Raw genomic sequence first — 14,768 nt, 5'->3', positions numbered from 1 at the left:
GGTATAAATCAAAGTTATCAATTTCCGTCAGCGATTTACACTAGTTCGAAATTAAGTTTGTGATACCAGTATGGCATAAAAAAAGCTTCGAATCCAAATTCGAAGCTTTTCAGAGGTCTCGTCTATTTATGTCTTTTCATCAGTTCGCGAGCCAAATCTTCTATCCGGTAACCTTTGTGTGTTAACAGAACGATGAGGTGGTAAAGGAGGTCTGCTCCTTCGTACAGGAAGTTTTCATCGTCGTTTGCCATAGCGCCAATGATGGTTTCAACGGCTTCTTCACCTACCTTTTGCGTAATTTTGCGCGTTCCTTTTTGGAACAATGAAGTGGTGTACGAGCCTTCCGGCATTTCCTCTTTACGCTTGTCGATGAAATCCTGCAGGTATTTCAAAAACATCACGTCTTCCGAGTTGCTTTCATTCCAGCACGTGTCGCTTCCGGTGTGGCAAACCGGTCCAACCGGGTTCACTTTAATCAGCAGCGTGTCGTTGTCGCAGTCTGAGGCGATCGAAACAACATTCAGGAAGTTTCCGCTTTCTTCACCTTTGGTCCAAAGACGGTTTTTCGTGCGGCTGAAGAAAGTTACTTTGCCCAGCTCCTCGGTTTTTGCCAGCGCGTCTTCGTTCATAAAACCAAGCATCAACACTTTGCTGGTGTTGTTGTCCTGGATGATGGCCGGAACCAGGCCATTCATTTTTGAAAAATCAATTGATGCATTCATATCTTGTTTGCTTATTGTTCGTTTTTGAAATTTGTTACAGACGAATGGGGATACCCTTATTGCTCAGGTAATGTTTCAAGTCGGGGATCGCTATTTCCTTGTAGTGGAAGATACTCGCTGCCAAACCCGCGTCAGCTTTGCCGTTTGCGAAAACATCCACAAAGTGGTCCATGTTACCGGCGCCGCCCGATGCGATGATCGGGATTTTCAGCATGTCGGCCATTTTCGACAATTCGGCATTGGCAAAGCCTGCTTTCGTTCCATCGTGATCCATAGAGGTGAAAAGGATTTCTCCGGCACCACGATCTTCAGCTTCTTTTGCCCACGAGAACAGTTCTTTGTCGGTTGGAATGCGGCCTCCATTGACAGTTACCGTCCAGCGACCATCGTAGTTTTTTGCGTCGATGGCGACAACAACGAATTGCGTTCCGAAGTTGAGGGCCAGATCGTCAATCAGTTTTGGGTTGCGCACAGCCGATGAGTTGATGCTGATTTTGTCGGCACCGGCACTCAAAAGTGCTTCGGCGTCCTTGATCTCGCTGATTCCACCACCAACAGTGAACGGAATATTCAGTTCGCGGGCAATGCGTTTTACCAGGTCAACAAAGGTTTTGCGTCCTTCGTGTGTGGCAGTAATGTCGAGGAAAACCAGCTCGTCAGCTCCCTGTTCGGCATACATGGCCCCCAGTTCAACCGGGTCGCCCACGCTTTTAATATTGACAAAGTTGATGCCCTTCACGGTCTGACCGTCTTTGATATCCAGGCATGGTATTATTCGTTTTGCTAACATCTGACTGTTTTGAGTTTTCAGTTTAAAGTTTTGAGTTGAAATTCATAAGTGCATAAGATGTGTTTGTTGCCAGAACTTCCAGACTCATTTACTACTTACTGATGTACTTTTTAATTTCTTCCAAACTGATTCTGTTTTCGTAAATGGCTTTGCCGGTAATGACGCCGGGTACGCCCATTTCGTCCAGTTCAATAATATCTTTCATCGAAGCGATTCCGCCACTGGCGATCAATTCCAGTTTCGGGAATTGCTCTAAAATTTCTTTGTAAAGCTCAATGCTAGGTCCTGACAGCATGCCATCGCGGGCGATATCAGTTGAGATCACTTTCTGAATGCCTTTTTGTGTGTAACCGTCGATAAATTCGAGGATCGGCAGTTCCGAAACTTCCTGCCAGCCGCTCACGGCGATTTTCTTGTCCTTGGCATCAGCTCCAAGTATAATCTTTTCGGCTCCGTACTTTTCAATCCAACTCAGGAAGGTCTCTCTGTCCTTCACTGCGATACTTCCGCCGGTTACCATTTGTGCACCGCTTTCGAAGGCAATGCGCAGGTCTTCATCGCTTTTCAACCCGCCACCAAAATCAATTACCAGGTTGGTTTTCGATGCGATGGTTTCCAGTACCTTGTAGTTGACAATGTGTTTCGCTTTGGCCCCGTCCAGGTCAACCAGGTGAAGACGGGTAATTCCGGCATCCTCGAACATTTTAGCTACTTCAAGCGGATTTTCATTGTAAACGGTTTTCTGATTGTAATCGCCCTGCGAAAGTCTTACGCATTTGGCGTCGATCAGGTCAATGGCAGGTATTATTGTGATCATATCTATGAATTAACGATTAGAGATTATGGATTGATGATTAACGATTAAAATCTGAATGTTTCTTTTTCGAAGTTTCGATACTTTTAACGAAGATTGAAATTAGCTCGTTGTTTTCTTGCAACAATTCAGCGATGATTTCGGTGTCCGGGCAAAGACTTGCTCCATCTATGATTCTGAGATTGATGAATGTCTCTCTCAATTCTTTCAAACAAATCCCCATTTTGTGAACAAAGTCACGGGGTGATTCAGCACTTTGCGCTTCTCCGTAATTGAGAGCAACCGAAGAGCCGGACCGTACAATTTGATCAGCTAGTCTCCTTCCTGCAATGTTGAGGTCTAGTTTCTCGGATAGTTTAATGATTCCTATCGCAAACTGAATCAATCTGTCTTCAAGTTCTTTCGGTGTCATTCGATCAATCGATAATCGTTAATCTGCAATCTTATTATAGTTTTATAAAGTTTTCAAGAATTTTAGCGCCAATGGTTCCGCTCTTTTCAGGGTGAAACTGGGTTGCGTAAAAATTGTCTTTGTGTAAGGCTGCACTAAACGGATTAATGTAATTACCAACAGCTGCGGTGTGTTCTCCAACCGTTGCATAGTAAGAGTGAACAAAGTAAACGAACTGGTCTTCCAGTGAACTGTCGAATAGGCCGCTTTTCAGCTTGGTAATTGTGTTCCATCCCATGTGCGGCACTTTGGTGACGAATTCCATTCCTGGTTCGGGTTGAAAACGTTTCACCTTTTCCTCGAAAATACCGAGGCAAGGGGTATCGCCTTCTTCCGAATGGCTGCACATCAACTGAAGTCCGAGGCAAATACCCAATACCGGTTGTTTGAGTGACGGGATCAGTTTGTCCAGACCTTCTTGTTTGAGGAAAGCCATCGTTGTACTGGCTTCGCCAACTCCCGGGAAAATGACCTTGTCGGCCGCTTTAATTTTTTCGTGGTCGCCAGTGATTTCGGCTGTTACGCCCAAACGTTGCAAGGCGTTGTTGACCGATTCGATATTCCCGGCGTTGTATTTGATAATAACTAAGTTCATTGCTATTCTTTCAGTAGTTTGTCGATCACAATTTTCATCTGGTCAAACTCTTCTTGTTTGAAAAGCCTCGTCAGAAAGACAATTTTACCCTCTTTGTCGATGATAACGTTGCGGGTGACGCCGGCTCCTTTTTCAGCATATTTGTAGAAGGCTCCACCTTGTGGGTCAAGCAGGAGGGGGTAGCTCACCGGTATTTGCCGGGCAAATGCTTCGACTTTCTCAGCAGGTTCGTCCAAATCAACCCCGTACAGGGCAAAATCCGGGTTGGCCTTGTGTTTGTCCCAAATGTCCGCTTCAATGTGGGGCATTTCTTTGCGACAAACGCCACACCAACTGGCGGTAAATTGCAACATCACCACTTTGCCTTTCAGATCCGACAGTTTCATAGTCGTTCCCTCGGGTGTTGTCGTTTCAAAATCCGGAGCTTGTTCTCCAACTTTGACGATGTATCCGTAATCGTCCTGCGCACACGCCTGAATTCCGATTAGTCCCATAATGATTGCACAAATAGCTTTTAGCTTCGAAAGTTTCTGAAACATGTTAAAGTCGTTTAATTGAAGACAACCGTCTTATTTTTGTATACTAATATCTTTCGTTGGATGTGTTTGAATACCGCATGCGACAGGACTATTTTTTCCAGATCACGCCCTTTGCGCACCAGGCGGGGGACAGTGTCGATATGGCTGCAGCGGGTAACATCCTGCTCGATGATCGGGCCGCCGTCCAGTTCGCTGGTTACGTAGTGGCTGGTAGCTCCAATGATTTTCACACCACGCTGGTGTGCTGCATGGTAAGGTTTCGCACCGGCAAAAGCTGGCAGGAACGAGTGGTGAATATTGATGATCTTATTTGGGAACTGATCTACAAAGTCGGCCGAAAGAACTTGCATATAGCGGGCCAGTACAATAAAGTCAACCTCGTGCTGTTTCAGCAATTCAATTTCTTTAGCCTCCTGCTCCGCTTTGTTTTCACTGGTCACTGGAATATAATGAAAATCGATGTCGAAACGCTTGGCAACCGATTCCAGATCCATGTGGTTACTGATGATCATCGGAATCTCAACATCCCACTCTCCTGCAGTGTACCGCGAAAGAATATCGAACAAACAATGTGACATTTTCGATACAAAAATGGCCATGCGAGGAATTTGTTTCGAGAAGTGGATGGAATAGTCCATTTCCAGTTTCGATGCAATCAGGGTATCAAAGTATTCCTCGATTTTGTCAGCCGGGATGTCAAAGCCCTCAAGCTCCCATTCAACGCGCATATAGAAAATCTTTTCAACGCGATCCACGTACTGGTCCAGGTAAATAATATTGCCGTTATTCTTATTCAAAAACTCGGTTACTGTCGCCAAAATTCCTTGTTTGTCAGGACAGTGAATTAAAAGAATTGCTGTATTCTTTTTTTCACGAAGTTGCTTTATGCTTTTCATTTTGAGTTTATAGTTTGCAGTTGGGAGTTTTCAGTTACTTCCAAAATCATTAATCAATAATCAATCTAGAGGGTTCCTTTGGTTGAAGGAAGCTCAAAGTTAAACACATCTTTCTTAATTGCCATTTTAATTGCACGTGCCAAGGCTTTAAAGATTCCTTCGATTTTGTGATGCTCGTTTTGGCCTTCGGCTTTAATGTTCAGGTTCGAAAGCGAGGTGTCGGAAAATGACTTGAAGAAGTGGAAGAACATCTCCGTTGGCATGTCGCCGACTTTTTCGCGATTGAACTCGGCATCCCAAACAATCCAGGGACGTCCGCCAAAGTCGATGGCTGCTTGTGCTAAGCAGTCGTCCATTGGCAGGCAATAGCCGTAACGTTCAACGCCACGCTTGTCGCCCAAAGCTAATTTGAAAGCTTCTCCCAGTGCCAGTCCGGTGTCCTCAATCGTGTGGTGCTCGTCCACCTGCAAGTCGCCGTCCACTTGAATCGTGAGATCAACTCCGGCGTGACGGGCAATTTGATCCAACATGTGGTCGAAGAAGCCGAGCCCGGTGCTTATTTTGCCTTTGCCGGTTCCATCCAGGTTCAGCTCGACGAGGATTTTTGTTTCTTTGGTATTTCGCTCAACGCGGGCGGTGCGCTCCGGCGCTGCAACGCGGGCGTATATATCGTCCCAGTCGTTGGTCACCAATGCACAAAAATCGTCCAGCCCTTTTTCTTTCATTTCATCTACCAATGAACCGTCGCTGATCAGGATGCCTTTTGCTCCAAGGTTTTTCGCCAGCATGATGTCGGTCAAACGGTCGCCAATAACAAAGCTGTTGGCTAAATCGTAACTGCCGTCCATGTATTTGCCCATCAAACCTGTGCCTGGTTTGCGAGTCGGCGCGTTATCGTGCGGGAAATGGCGGTCGATCAAAATATCGTCAAAAACCACACCCTCATTTTCGAGCGCTTTCAGCATTTTGTTGTGTGCCGGCCAGAATGTGTCTTCAGGGAACGAGGCTGTTCCTAGACCATCCTGGTTGGTAACCATCACCAACTCGTAGTTGAGGTTTTTCGCAATGAAATGCATGTTGCGGAAAACCTTGGGCAGGAACTCCAGCTTTTCCAGCGAGTCGATTTGCTCGTCTGCCGGCTCAATAATCAGGGTTCCGTCTCTATCGATGAAAAGAGCTTTCTTCATAGTATCAATAATTTCGAATAATGAATAAACAATGTAAAATATCCAATTAAGACAGTCGCGACTTGGCCGTTTTTATGCTTTTCGCAAAAATGGCTATCAATTCTTCGTTTTGTTTTAGAACAGAATCAACGCTATCGCAAGGTAGTAACGGTTTGCGGAGGATAATTTTTAATGTTACCCTTGTCTCCCGAAGTTCTTTCAGGATTATTTGCATTTTGTGAATGAAATCCCGCTGCGATTCAGCAGACTGCGTTTCTCCGTAGTTCAGTGCAGGAGCAGTGCTGCTTCGAACAACCTGACTTGCCAAATGATTGGCTAACTTCGTGTTGGGAAGTTTTTCGACGATTTCATCAACTTTTAATGCAAAGTCGATTAAACGGTCTTCTAAGTCAAAGGTTCTCGATTCCGTGTTCATTCTTGGATATTGAGTTATTGAATATTCAATATTGGTTATTTTCTATATTAAATCGTTTAGTTTCTCAAGCAGAATCTCGTTTTCTTCCGGCGAACCAACTGTGATTCGCAGGCTGTCGTCGCACAAAATTACCTTGGAGCGGTCTCGAACGATCACGCCATTTTCAACCAGGTAATCGTAAATGCCGCGAGCATCGTGCATTTTTATCAGCAGGAAGTTAGCATCTGAAGGGTAGATTTTTACAACAAAAGGAAAGGCTTTCAGTTGTTCGCCAAGTTTTGAACGTTCAGCTAAAAGCGTTTCTACCCAGGCGTTCTTCTCTGTTTCTTGCTCGATCAATTCTAACGCTTTTTGCTGCGTCAGAATGTTGATGTTGTAAGGGTATTTAATTTTGTTGAAGATGCTGATGATTTCCGGCGAAGCGAAGGCCATTCCCAATCGGATTCCTGCCATTCCCCATGCTTTTGAGAATGTTTGCAAGATGACCAGGTTCGGATATTTATCGAGTTCGGGCAACAAACTGGCACCGGGCGCAAAGTCGATGTAAGCCTCGTCAACAACAACCAGACCTTTGAAATTCAGAATGAGTTTCAGCATCTCCCCTTGATCCATCAGGTTTGCTGTTGGGTTGTTGGGCGAACAAACAAAAGCCAGTTTGCTATTTTCATCCGCTTGAGCCAATAGTTCGTCTGCTGAGAAACTGTAGTCTTCTTTCAGTCTTACTTTGCGTACTTCAATGTTATTGATATCCGCAGCAACCTGGTACATGCCGTATGTTGGGTCGATAGAGACGATGTTGTCTTTGCCCGGTTCGCAAAAAGCCCGGAAAAGGAGATCAATTGGTTCGTCGCTGCCATTTCCCAGGAAAATTTTATCCGGGGTGCAACCTTTGATGGCCGATATTTTCTCTTTCAACTGACGTTGCAGCGGATCAGGGTAACGGTTGTAAGGCGCATTGTAGGGGTTTTCGTTTGCATCCAAAAACACCATCGCTTCACCCGAAAACTCGTCTCTTGCCGACGAGTATGGTTTCAGGTTTTTAATGTTAGCGCGTAAGAGTTTATCTAAGTTCATCGTTTTTGATCTCCATTACTTGTTTGAAAGTACTTTTAAGCGCAGGGTTACTGCATTTTTGTGTGCATCCAGTTGTTCGGCTGCAGCCATGGTTTCGATAACCGGGCCGAGTTTTTGAATTCCTTGTTCTGAGATTTCCTGGAAGGTTATTTTTTTTGTGAAACTGTCGAGATTAACACCGCTGAACGAACGAGCCCAGCCGTTCGTTGGCAATGTGTGGTTGGTTCCCGAGGCATAATCGCCGGCGCTTTCCGGGGTATAATTTCCCAGGAAAACCGATCCTGCGTTGGTAATCAGTTCGGCTACCTCGAGGTATTTTTGCATCGAAATGATCAAGTGCTCAGGAGCATATTCGTTAATCATTTCAATCATTTCTTCTTCTGAATTCAACAGAATGGCAACGCTGTTGTCCAATGCTTTTACAGCGATATCCGCACGACTCAGTTCTTTTAATTGCTTCTCCAGTTCAAGGTCAACCTCATCAATCAGTTTTTCGGAGTTGGTGACCAGGATCACCTGTGAATCAGGTCCGTGTTCAGCTTGCGAGAGCAGGTCGCTGGCAATGAAGGCAGCATTGGCTGTCTCATCGGCCATTACGGCTACTTCAGATGGTCCGGCTGGCATGTCGATTGCCACATCGCTGATGCTGATAAGCTGCTTGGCAGCCATCACGTATTGGTTACCGGGGCCGAAAATTTTGTTGACTTTCGGAACCTCTCCGGCTCCGTAAGCCATCGCACCGATGGCTTGTACACCACCCAGCTTGAATATTTTTGTTACACCGACCAACTGCGCTGCGAATAAAATTGCTGGGTTAATTTTGCCATCCTTTCCGGGAGGAGTGCAAAGAACAATTTCTTTACAGCCTGCAATTTTCGCCGGCAAAGCTAGCATCAATACGGTCGAAAAGAGTGGGGCAGAGCCGCCGGGAATATACAAGCCAACTTTTTCGATGGCCACGGCTTTTTGCCAGCAAACCACACCCGGGCTGGTTTCAACCTTCTTCAGTTCTACTTTTTGTTGTGCATGGAAACGATGAATATTCCCGGCTGCCGTTTCGATGGCCGCTTTCAGTTCTGAATCAGTCAGCGCAACCGCTTCCTCGATTTCTTCGTTGGTAACTGCGATATTGCTGAGAACTACGCCGTCGAATTTTTCAGTATAGCGACGAACGGCAGCTTCACCTTCAGCTTTAATTTCATCTAAAATAAGTTGCACCCTGCCTGCCAGGTCGGAGGCATTGAACAGCGGCCTTGCCAGAATTTGTGGCCACTCTGCGGGAGATGGATTAATATAGCGTTTCATGCACGAATTTGTTTTTTGATCAATTTGTTTTTGAGGGCAATCACGTTCCCTGCAATTAAAAGCCCGGCGCCCAGTATCCCGGCCATTTTCCATTCGTAACCTTCGAAAAAGGTGGATATGAATAAGGCGATTACCGGGGTAATTAACGCCACGTAGGCTGATCGGTCGGGACCAATTTCGCCCAGCAACTGCAGATAGGTTGAAAAGGCGATGATTGAACCGAATATTGCCAGGTAAAACAGCGAAAGCACGTAGCTGGTTGTGTACTCGAAAGCGATTTCTTTTTGCAGGATGAGTACGGTTCCAAACATCATCAGTCCGCCGTAGGTCATAGCGAATGCATTGGTTTGAATGACCGGCAATTTGTTGCGTTGATTTAAGGCCGAAGTGATGTTGCCCAATGAGGCAAAAAGCACACCTGCAATACAGATTAAGAGTGCTTTCAGGTTTTGATTGTTGAGGTTGAAGCTAAGGAGGTCGTCTTTAAAAAGCAGAGCTGTTCCCAGTATTCCCAGGCTTGCACCCAGCAAAACCTCTTTTCGTATCACACCTTTCAACAACAAGGCATTCAGGAAAATATTTGCCAGTATAATAATTGAAAACATGACGGCGACTAGTCCGCTGGTCAGAATTGTCTCGGCCTCGTAAACCATCCAGTAGTTTACTCCAAACAGGAGTAAGCCAAGTAGGGCAATCATACCATGTTGCTTGATGTTGAATCTCAGATTCAGCCCGGCAATTTTGCAGTACGCTAGCAACAGAATTCCGGCCAGCATAAAACGGTACGAGACGGAAACCAGCGGATCAATTGTTCCCACCTGGAATTTGATAGCATACCAGGTGGACCCCCAAATGAGGGTGGGCACAAGGAACAATATGGCGCTTCTGGTTTTCATTTAGAAAATCATTTTTTCGATTGGCATCACTAAAATTCCCTGGGCTCCGGCTTCTTTCAGTTTGCCGATGATTTCCCAGAATTCTTTTTCAGCAATTACCGACGACAGGGACACCCATCCTTCTTCGGCTAGCGGCGTAACAGTCGGACTTTTCATTCCGGGAAGAATGGCGGAAATTGCTGCGATTTTTTCTTTCGGTGCATTCAGAACGATGTATTTTTTTCCTTCAGCACGTTGAACAGACTCCAAGCGGAAGATCAGTTCGTCGAGGATGGCTTGTTTTTCCGCAGAAAGATTCGGAGTTGCGATTAAAAGTGCTTCAGATGGCGTCACTACCTCTACTTCTTTCAGACGGTTAGCAACCAGCGTTGAACCGGAGCTGACGATGTCAAAAATAGCGTCGGCTAAACCAATTCCGGGAGCTATTTCAACAGAACCCGTGATGACATGAATCTCGGCGTTTACATTGTTTTTGTTGAGCCAGTCTTTCAGAATAACCGGGTAAGAAGTGGCGATTTTCTTGCCGTTAAAATATTCCGGTCCTTTGTAGTCGTCTGATTTCGGGATGGCCAGCGATAAGCGGCATTTACTGAACCCAAGACGTTTGGCAACAACAACGTCCATTTTCTTTTCAAGCACTTCGTTTTCGCCAACAATACCAATGTCGGCAACCCCGTCGGCAACGGTTTGCGGAATGTCGTCGTCGCGCAGGAAAAGTGCTTCCATTGGAAAGTTTTTAGCCGAAGCCAGAAGTACGCGGCTGCTTCCCAAAGAGAATTTGATTCCGGTTTCTTTAATCAGATCCATCGAATCTTCAAACAATCGTCCTTTGTTTTGGACAGCAATCTTCAAATTTGTCATGATCAGGTCTAAATAAATAAAAAAGGCTTACCATCTGGTAAGCCTTCTTTGGGTTAATATTTTCATTTCAATTAAGACAAAAGAATTACGGCCTACCGTTGAATAGGAAAAGATGATGGTGGCCGTGATGTCCTAAGTTGAATTTCATTTCTTTTATTTTTTTGACGATGCAAGTATAGTTATAAAATGAAACTGAACCAAGGGTTTTGTTGTTAATTTAAAATTAAGAAATGACTTTTGTTTGTTTTTTGGGAAAAGTGGATTTGCGACTTCTTGGAAATAAAAAAGCCTCCGTCAGCGGAGGCTTGAGATCTATCGAATTGATCAATTTAATCGAATATGTCGCGCATCTTCTCAAAGAAGTTTCTGTCGCCTGATCCCGGAGTTGTTTGGAAGTTGGCTGACTGCTGCAATTTTTCCAGCATTTTCTTTTCTTCCGCACTAATTTTTTTCGGTGTCCAGGCATGGATGCGTACCAGTAAGTCACCGGTTCCGTAACCATTCACTTCGGGTAGACCTTTTCCGCGCAGACGAAGAATTTTTTCCGGTTGTGTTCCGGCTTCAATCTTCACTTTTACCTTGCTTTCGATGGTTGGGATTTCGGCGGTTGTTCCCAGTATAAAATCAGGCATGCTCAGGAATAAGTTATATATCAGGTTGTTTCCGTCGCGGATCAATTCCGGATGTTGTTCTTCCTGAATAACCACCTGTAAGTCACCATTTACGCCGTTGCGACGTCCGGCATTACCCTTACCCGAAACGTTCAACTGCATTCCTTCAGCAACCCCAGCCGGGATTTTGAAGGTCACAACTTCTTCACCACGCACAATGCCCTCGCCATGACAGGCTGTACATTTGTTTTTAATAATCTGTCCTTCGCCATTACATGTGGGGCAAGCCGAAGTGGTTTGCATCTGGCCCAGTAATGTGTTGGTTACACGCGTTACGTGACCACTACCGTGGCAGGTTGTACAGCTGGTGTAGTCAGAACCGCCTTGTGCTCCGGAGCCGTGGCAGGTATCACAGGTAACGTATTTCTTGAGTTTCAATTTCTTTTCAACGCCTTCTGCAACGTCCTTCAGGCTGAGAGTAACTTTTACCCGCAAATCCGATCCGCGGTGAACGCGTTTACCCTGACTGCGGCCGCCACTGAATCCACCGAAACCGCTGAATCCGCCACCGAAACCACCGCCAAAAATGTCGCCGAACATCGAGAAGATGTCGTCCATCGACATGTCATGACCACCGAATCCACCTCCGGCAGCTCCGCCCATTCCGGCATGTCCGTATTGGTCGTAGCGTTGTTTCTTTTGCGGGTTGCTCAATACCTCGTATGCTTCGGCTGCTTCTTTAAACTTCTCTTCGGCTTCCTTATTATCCGGGTTTTTATCCGGGTGATATTGAATTGCCTTTTTGCGGTAAGCTTTTTTAATTTCTTCCGCCGAAGCATCTTTGCTAACGCCTAAAATTTCGTAATAATCTCTTTTTGTCATGCTCCTCAGGGTTTTTCTTTATTATTCGCCGATTACAACTTTGGCAAAGCGAATAACTTTCTCGTGTAACAGGTATCCTTTTTGAATTACATCGACCACTTTGCCTTTCAACTCTTCAGTCGGAGCCGGAATTTTGGTAATGGCTTCGTGAAGGTCCGTGTCAAAGTCTTTTTCCTTCGCCTCAATCTCTTTGATACCGTTTTGTTTCAGGAACTCCTGAAACTTGTTGTAAATCAAGGTGACTCCCTGTTTCAGTGGATTTTCGTCTTCCACATCTCTGAAGGCAACCAAGGCTCGTTCCAAATCATCAATAACCGGAATGATGTTCATCAGTACAGATTCGCCGCCCGACTTCATCAGTTCCATTTTTTCTTTCAGCGTACGTTTCCGGAAATTGTCGAACTCAGCCTGCAGACGGATGTGTTTATCCTTCATGTCGGCCAGGTCGTTCTGCAATTTCTCAATTTCGTCGTGCGCTTTATCTTTCTTTGACTTTTTGTCGTGTTTATCTTCGTGTTTAGCAGTGTTTTCAGGTGCTTCTTTTTGCTCTTTTGTTATCTCTTCAGCACCGTTTTCTTGCTCATTTACAACTTTTTCTTCTGCCATGTTGAATACATTTTTTTATTTAACAGACTGACAAATTACAAAAATGCTGCCAGCTTGTTTTTGGGACAATTTGACATTGATTTTCCACGAAAAGCTGACAAAATTAAAAAAAGAAAGGCAGTACCAAGTACCACCTTCCTGATTTATTGCGTATTTAGCAATTATTTCAACATACTTTTCAAGGCTGCTTCCAGTGCTGGTCCCCTCAGGTTTTTGGCAACAATGATACCGTTGCCATCGATCAGGAAGTTGGCCGGAATACTGCGAACACCATAGACGGCTGCAAATTTGGCACTCCATCCGTTCAGGTCGCTCACGTGGTTTTCCCAAACCAGGTTATCATCTTCAATGGCTTTTAACCAAGCATCTTTCGATTTGTCGAGTGACACACTGTAGACCGTAAAGCCTTTTGCGTCTTTGAATTTCTCGTCCTTGAACTTTTTATAGGCATCAACAACGGTTGGGTTTTCGCGTCGGCAAGGGCCACACCAGGACGCCCAAAAGTCGATAAGAACCATTTCTCCTTTTAACGAGGATAATTTCAGCTCTTTCCCGTTAGCGGTCTTTTCCGCAATCTCGGGTGCTTTATCGCCAATGTTTAAACCAATTTTTGCTTGAGCATCTACTATTTGAGGCAATGCCAATCCAATCATGAAAAGCATTGCAATAACCAGTTTTTGTTTCATAAAGCGCAATGTATTAAAATTCAAATATATTCATTCTGCCTCTCAAACAAAATTTAAGCCGAATGGATCAATTCCAAACACTCGTTTAGAAATCTTAACAAATATGCTTCTTCTAGTTGATCCGTTCAATGGCTGCACCAATGGCATTTAACCGGCTGTCAATCTGCTCATAACCACGGTCGATTTGTTCGATATTGGAGATCTTGCTATTGCCTTGAGCCGACAAAGCTGCAATCAACAGCGCAACCCCTGCACGAATATCGGGCGAGGTCATGGTCGTACCACGTAGTTGTACTTTTTTATTTAGACCAATCACGGTAGCCCGGTGCGGGTCACACAAAATGATCTGCGCACCCATGTCAATCAACTTGTCGACAAAGAACAAACGGCTTTCAAACATTTTTTGGTGGATGAGTACGCTGCCTTTCGCTTGAGTTGCCACTACCAGGAAGATACTGAGCAAGTCGGGTGTCAATCCTGGCCACGGAGCATCGGCAATAGTCATGATGGAGCCATCGATAAATGTTTCGATTTCGTATTCGTCCTGTGCCGGAATATGAATGTCGTCTCCAATGATTTCCATTTTAATTCCCAGACGTTTGAATGAGTCGGGGATAATTCCCAGGTGTTCAATTCCTGCATTCGGAATCGTTATTTCAGAGCCAGTCATGGCTGCCAATCCAATAAAACTACCAACCTCGATCATGTCGGGAAGGATTCGGTGTTCACACCCTTTCAGGGACGAAACGCCCTCGATATTCAATAGGTTGGAGCCAATTCCGGAGATTTTTGCTCCCATGCTGACCAGCATTCTGGAAAGCTGTTGCAGGTAAGGCTCGCAGGCCGCGTTGTAGATGGTTGTTGTTCCTTCAGCTAATACGGCAGCCATGAGGATGTTTGCCGTACCGGTAACGGAAGCTTCATCAAGCAACATGTAAGCTCCTGAAAGTTTTTGGGCTTTAACGCTGTAGAAATGCTTCTCCGCGTCGAATTTAAATTCGGCCCCCAGTTTTTGCAGACCCACGAAGTGCGTGTCCAAACGGCGGCGTCCGATTTTGTCGCCACCCGGCTGAGGGATGTATGCTTCGCCAAAACGAGCCAACAGCGGCCCAACAATCATGATCGATCCTCGTAGGCTGATCGCCTGCTGCGAAAAACGCTCGCTTTGTAAATAGTCGAGATTGATGTTATCGGCCTGAAATCGGTAAGAACCTTTGGCAAGTCTCTCGGTTTTTACGCCAAGTTCGCCCAATAATTCGATTAGTTTCAGAACGTCCCGAATTTCGGGAATATTGGTAATTGTGATCGGTTCGGGACTAAGCAGGGTGGCACAGATGATCTGCAGGGCCTCGTTTTTCGCGCCTTGCGGTTCTAGTGTCCCTTTTAATTTTTTGCCCCCTTCAATATGAAATGTTGCCATTCCGGAGTAATAAATTAA

General features: G+C 45.3%; 17 protein-coding genes. All 17 read right to left on the bottom strand.

What is annotated here, in order from left to right; translation table 11 throughout:
* Window positions 1-122: 122 nt before the first annotated feature.
* A complete protein-coding gene (gene hisIE, locus BC643_RS07820; protein ID WP_262697256.1) occupies window positions 123-737 on the bottom strand; it encodes a bifunctional phosphoribosyl-AMP cyclohydrolase/phosphoribosyl-ATP diphosphatase HisIE in 615 nt (204 codons plus the stop codon).
* A 19-nt stretch (window positions 738-756) separates the two neighbouring features.
* Window positions 757-1,512: an imidazole glycerol phosphate synthase subunit HisF gene (hisF, locus tag BC643_RS07815; RefSeq protein ID WP_120272558.1), complete on the bottom strand. Its 756-nt coding sequence runs from the start codon at window positions 1,510-1,512 to the stop codon at window positions 757-759.
* Between the two features lie 91 nt (window positions 1,513-1,603).
* A complete protein-coding gene (gene hisA, locus BC643_RS07810) occupies window positions 1,604-2,329 on the bottom strand; it encodes a 1-(5-phosphoribosyl)-5-[(5-phosphoribosylamino)methylideneamino]imidazole-4-carboxamide isomerase (protein WP_120272557.1) in 726 nt (241 codons plus the stop codon).
* 37 nt (window positions 2,330-2,366) lie between these two features.
* On the bottom strand, window positions 2,367-2,738 hold the full coding sequence (locus BC643_RS07805) for a four helix bundle protein (protein WP_120272556.1): 372 nt from the start codon (window positions 2,736-2,738) through the stop codon (window positions 2,367-2,369).
* Between the two features lie 34 nt (window positions 2,739-2,772).
* Complete coding sequence (gene hisH, locus BC643_RS07800; protein ID WP_120272555.1) at window positions 2,773-3,372, bottom strand: imidazole glycerol phosphate synthase subunit HisH; 600 nt, start codon at window positions 3,370-3,372, stop codon at window positions 2,773-2,775.
* Between the two features lie 2 nt (window positions 3,373-3,374).
* Window positions 3,375-3,911 carry a TlpA family protein disulfide reductase gene (locus tag BC643_RS07795; protein ID WP_245994890.1) on the bottom strand — a complete coding sequence of 179 codons (537 nt, stop codon included), beginning with the start codon at window positions 3,909-3,911 and terminating at the stop codon, window positions 3,375-3,377.
* Between the two features lie 11 nt (window positions 3,912-3,922).
* Complete coding sequence (gene purU, locus BC643_RS07790) at window positions 3,923-4,807, bottom strand: formyltetrahydrofolate deformylase (protein WP_120272554.1); 885 nt, start codon at window positions 4,805-4,807, stop codon at window positions 3,923-3,925.
* Window positions 4,808-4,872: 65 nt separating this feature from the next.
* Window positions 4,873-5,994 (bottom strand): bifunctional histidinol-phosphatase/imidazoleglycerol-phosphate dehydratase HisB, encoded by a 1,122-nt coding sequence (hisB, locus tag BC643_RS07785; RefSeq protein WP_120272553.1) that lies wholly within the window; start codon window positions 5,992-5,994, stop codon window positions 4,873-4,875.
* Window positions 5,995-6,040: 46 nt separating this feature from the next.
* Window positions 6,041-6,409 carry a four helix bundle protein gene (locus BC643_RS07780; RefSeq protein WP_120272552.1) on the bottom strand — a complete coding sequence of 123 codons (369 nt, stop codon included), beginning with the start codon at window positions 6,407-6,409 and terminating at the stop codon, window positions 6,041-6,043.
* A gap of 42 nt (window positions 6,410-6,451) precedes the next feature.
* On the bottom strand, window positions 6,452-7,483 hold the full coding sequence (gene hisC / locus BC643_RS07775; protein WP_120272551.1) for a histidinol-phosphate transaminase: 1,032 nt from the start codon (window positions 7,481-7,483) through the stop codon (window positions 6,452-6,454).
* A 15-nt stretch (window positions 7,484-7,498) separates the two neighbouring features.
* Window positions 7,499-8,788 (bottom strand): histidinol dehydrogenase, encoded by a 1,290-nt coding sequence (gene hisD / locus BC643_RS07770; RefSeq protein ID WP_120272550.1) that lies wholly within the window; start codon window positions 8,786-8,788, stop codon window positions 7,499-7,501.
* Window positions 8,785-9,684, bottom strand: coding sequence for a DMT family transporter (locus tag BC643_RS07765; protein WP_120272549.1), 900 nt, complete (start codon window positions 9,682-9,684; stop codon window positions 8,785-8,787). The genes hisD and BC643_RS07765 overlap by 4 nt, the downstream gene beginning before the upstream one ends.
* A complete protein-coding gene (gene hisG, locus BC643_RS07760; protein WP_120272548.1) occupies window positions 9,685-10,545 on the bottom strand; it encodes an ATP phosphoribosyltransferase in 861 nt (286 codons plus the stop codon).
* A 329-nt stretch (window positions 10,546-10,874) separates the two neighbouring features.
* Window positions 10,875-12,038: a molecular chaperone DnaJ gene (gene dnaJ, locus BC643_RS07755; RefSeq protein ID WP_120272547.1), complete on the bottom strand. Its 1,164-nt coding sequence runs from the start codon at window positions 12,036-12,038 to the stop codon at window positions 10,875-10,877.
* 21 nt (window positions 12,039-12,059) lie between these two features.
* Window positions 12,060-12,644, bottom strand: coding sequence for a nucleotide exchange factor GrpE (locus BC643_RS07750; RefSeq protein WP_120272546.1), 585 nt, complete (start codon window positions 12,642-12,644; stop codon window positions 12,060-12,062).
* 161 nt (window positions 12,645-12,805) lie between these two features.
* Window positions 12,806-13,330: a TlpA family protein disulfide reductase gene (locus tag BC643_RS07745; RefSeq protein ID WP_120272545.1), complete on the bottom strand. Its 525-nt coding sequence runs from the start codon at window positions 13,328-13,330 to the stop codon at window positions 12,806-12,808.
* 112 nt (window positions 13,331-13,442) lie between these two features.
* Window positions 13,443-14,750 carry a UDP-N-acetylglucosamine 1-carboxyvinyltransferase gene (murA, locus tag BC643_RS07740; protein WP_120272544.1) on the bottom strand — a complete coding sequence of 436 codons (1,308 nt, stop codon included), beginning with the start codon at window positions 14,748-14,750 and terminating at the stop codon, window positions 13,443-13,445.
* Window positions 14,751-14,768 lie beyond the last annotated feature (18 nt).

Origin of the sequence: Mangrovibacterium diazotrophicum (assembly GCF_003610535.1) — a bacterium.
Classification (GTDB): Bacteria; Bacteroidota; Bacteroidia; order Bacteroidales; family Prolixibacteraceae; genus Mangrovibacterium; species Mangrovibacterium diazotrophicum.
Note: the sequence above shows the minus strand (reverse complement) of the source record. Positions and strands in the feature narration are given on the sequence as shown.

Bases quoted from the DNA above. Each gene is read 5' to 3' on its own strand.
- hisF (WP_120272558.1), bottom strand. From the start codon at position 1,512: ATGTTAGCAAAACGAATAATACCATGCCTGGATATCAAAGACGGTCAG.
- hisA (WP_120272557.1), bottom strand. From the start codon at position 2,329: ATGATCACAATAATACCTGCCATTGACCTGATCGACGCCAAATGCGTA.
- BC643_RS07805 (WP_120272556.1), bottom strand. From the start codon at position 2,738: ATGACACCGAAAGAACTTGAAGACAGATTGATTCAGTTTGCGATAGGA.
- hisH (WP_120272555.1), bottom strand. From the start codon at position 3,372: ATGAACTTAGTTATTATCAAATACAACGCCGGGAATATCGAATCGGTC.
- BC643_RS07795 (WP_245994890.1), bottom strand. From the start codon at position 3,911: ATGTTTCAGAAACTTTCGAAGCTAAAAGCTATTTGTGCAATCATTATG.
- purU (WP_120272554.1), bottom strand. From the start codon at position 4,807: ATGAAAAGCATAAAGCAACTTCGTGAAAAAAAGAATACAGCAATTCTT.
- hisB (WP_120272553.1), bottom strand. From the start codon at position 5,994: ATGAAGAAAGCTCTTTTCATCGATAGAGACGGAACCCTGATTATTGAG.
- BC643_RS07780 (WP_120272552.1), bottom strand. From the start codon at position 6,409: ATGAACACGGAATCGAGAACCTTTGACTTAGAAGACCGTTTAATCGAC.
- hisC (WP_120272551.1), bottom strand. From the start codon at position 7,483: ATGAACTTAGATAAACTCTTACGCGCTAACATTAAAAACCTGAAACCA.
- hisD (WP_120272550.1), bottom strand. From the start codon at position 8,788: ATGAAACGCTATATTAATCCATCTCCCGCAGAGTGGCCACAAATTCTG.
- BC643_RS07765 (WP_120272549.1), bottom strand. From the start codon at position 9,684: ATGAAAACCAGAAGCGCCATATTGTTCCTTGTGCCCACCCTCATTTGG.
- hisG (WP_120272548.1), bottom strand. From the start codon at position 10,545: ATGACAAATTTGAAGATTGCTGTCCAAAACAAAGGACGATTGTTTGAA.
- dnaJ (WP_120272547.1), bottom strand. From the start codon at position 12,038: ATGACAAAAAGAGATTATTACGAAATTTTAGGCGTTAGCAAAGATGCT.
- BC643_RS07750 (WP_120272546.1), bottom strand. From the start codon at position 12,644: ATGGCAGAAGAAAAAGTTGTAAATGAGCAAGAAAACGGTGCTGAAGAG.
- BC643_RS07745 (WP_120272545.1), bottom strand. From the start codon at position 13,330: ATGAAACAAAAACTGGTTATTGCAATGCTTTTCATGATTGGATTGGCA.
- murA (WP_120272544.1), bottom strand. From the start codon at position 14,750: ATGGCAACATTTCATATTGAAGGGGGCAAAAAATTAAAAGGGACACTA.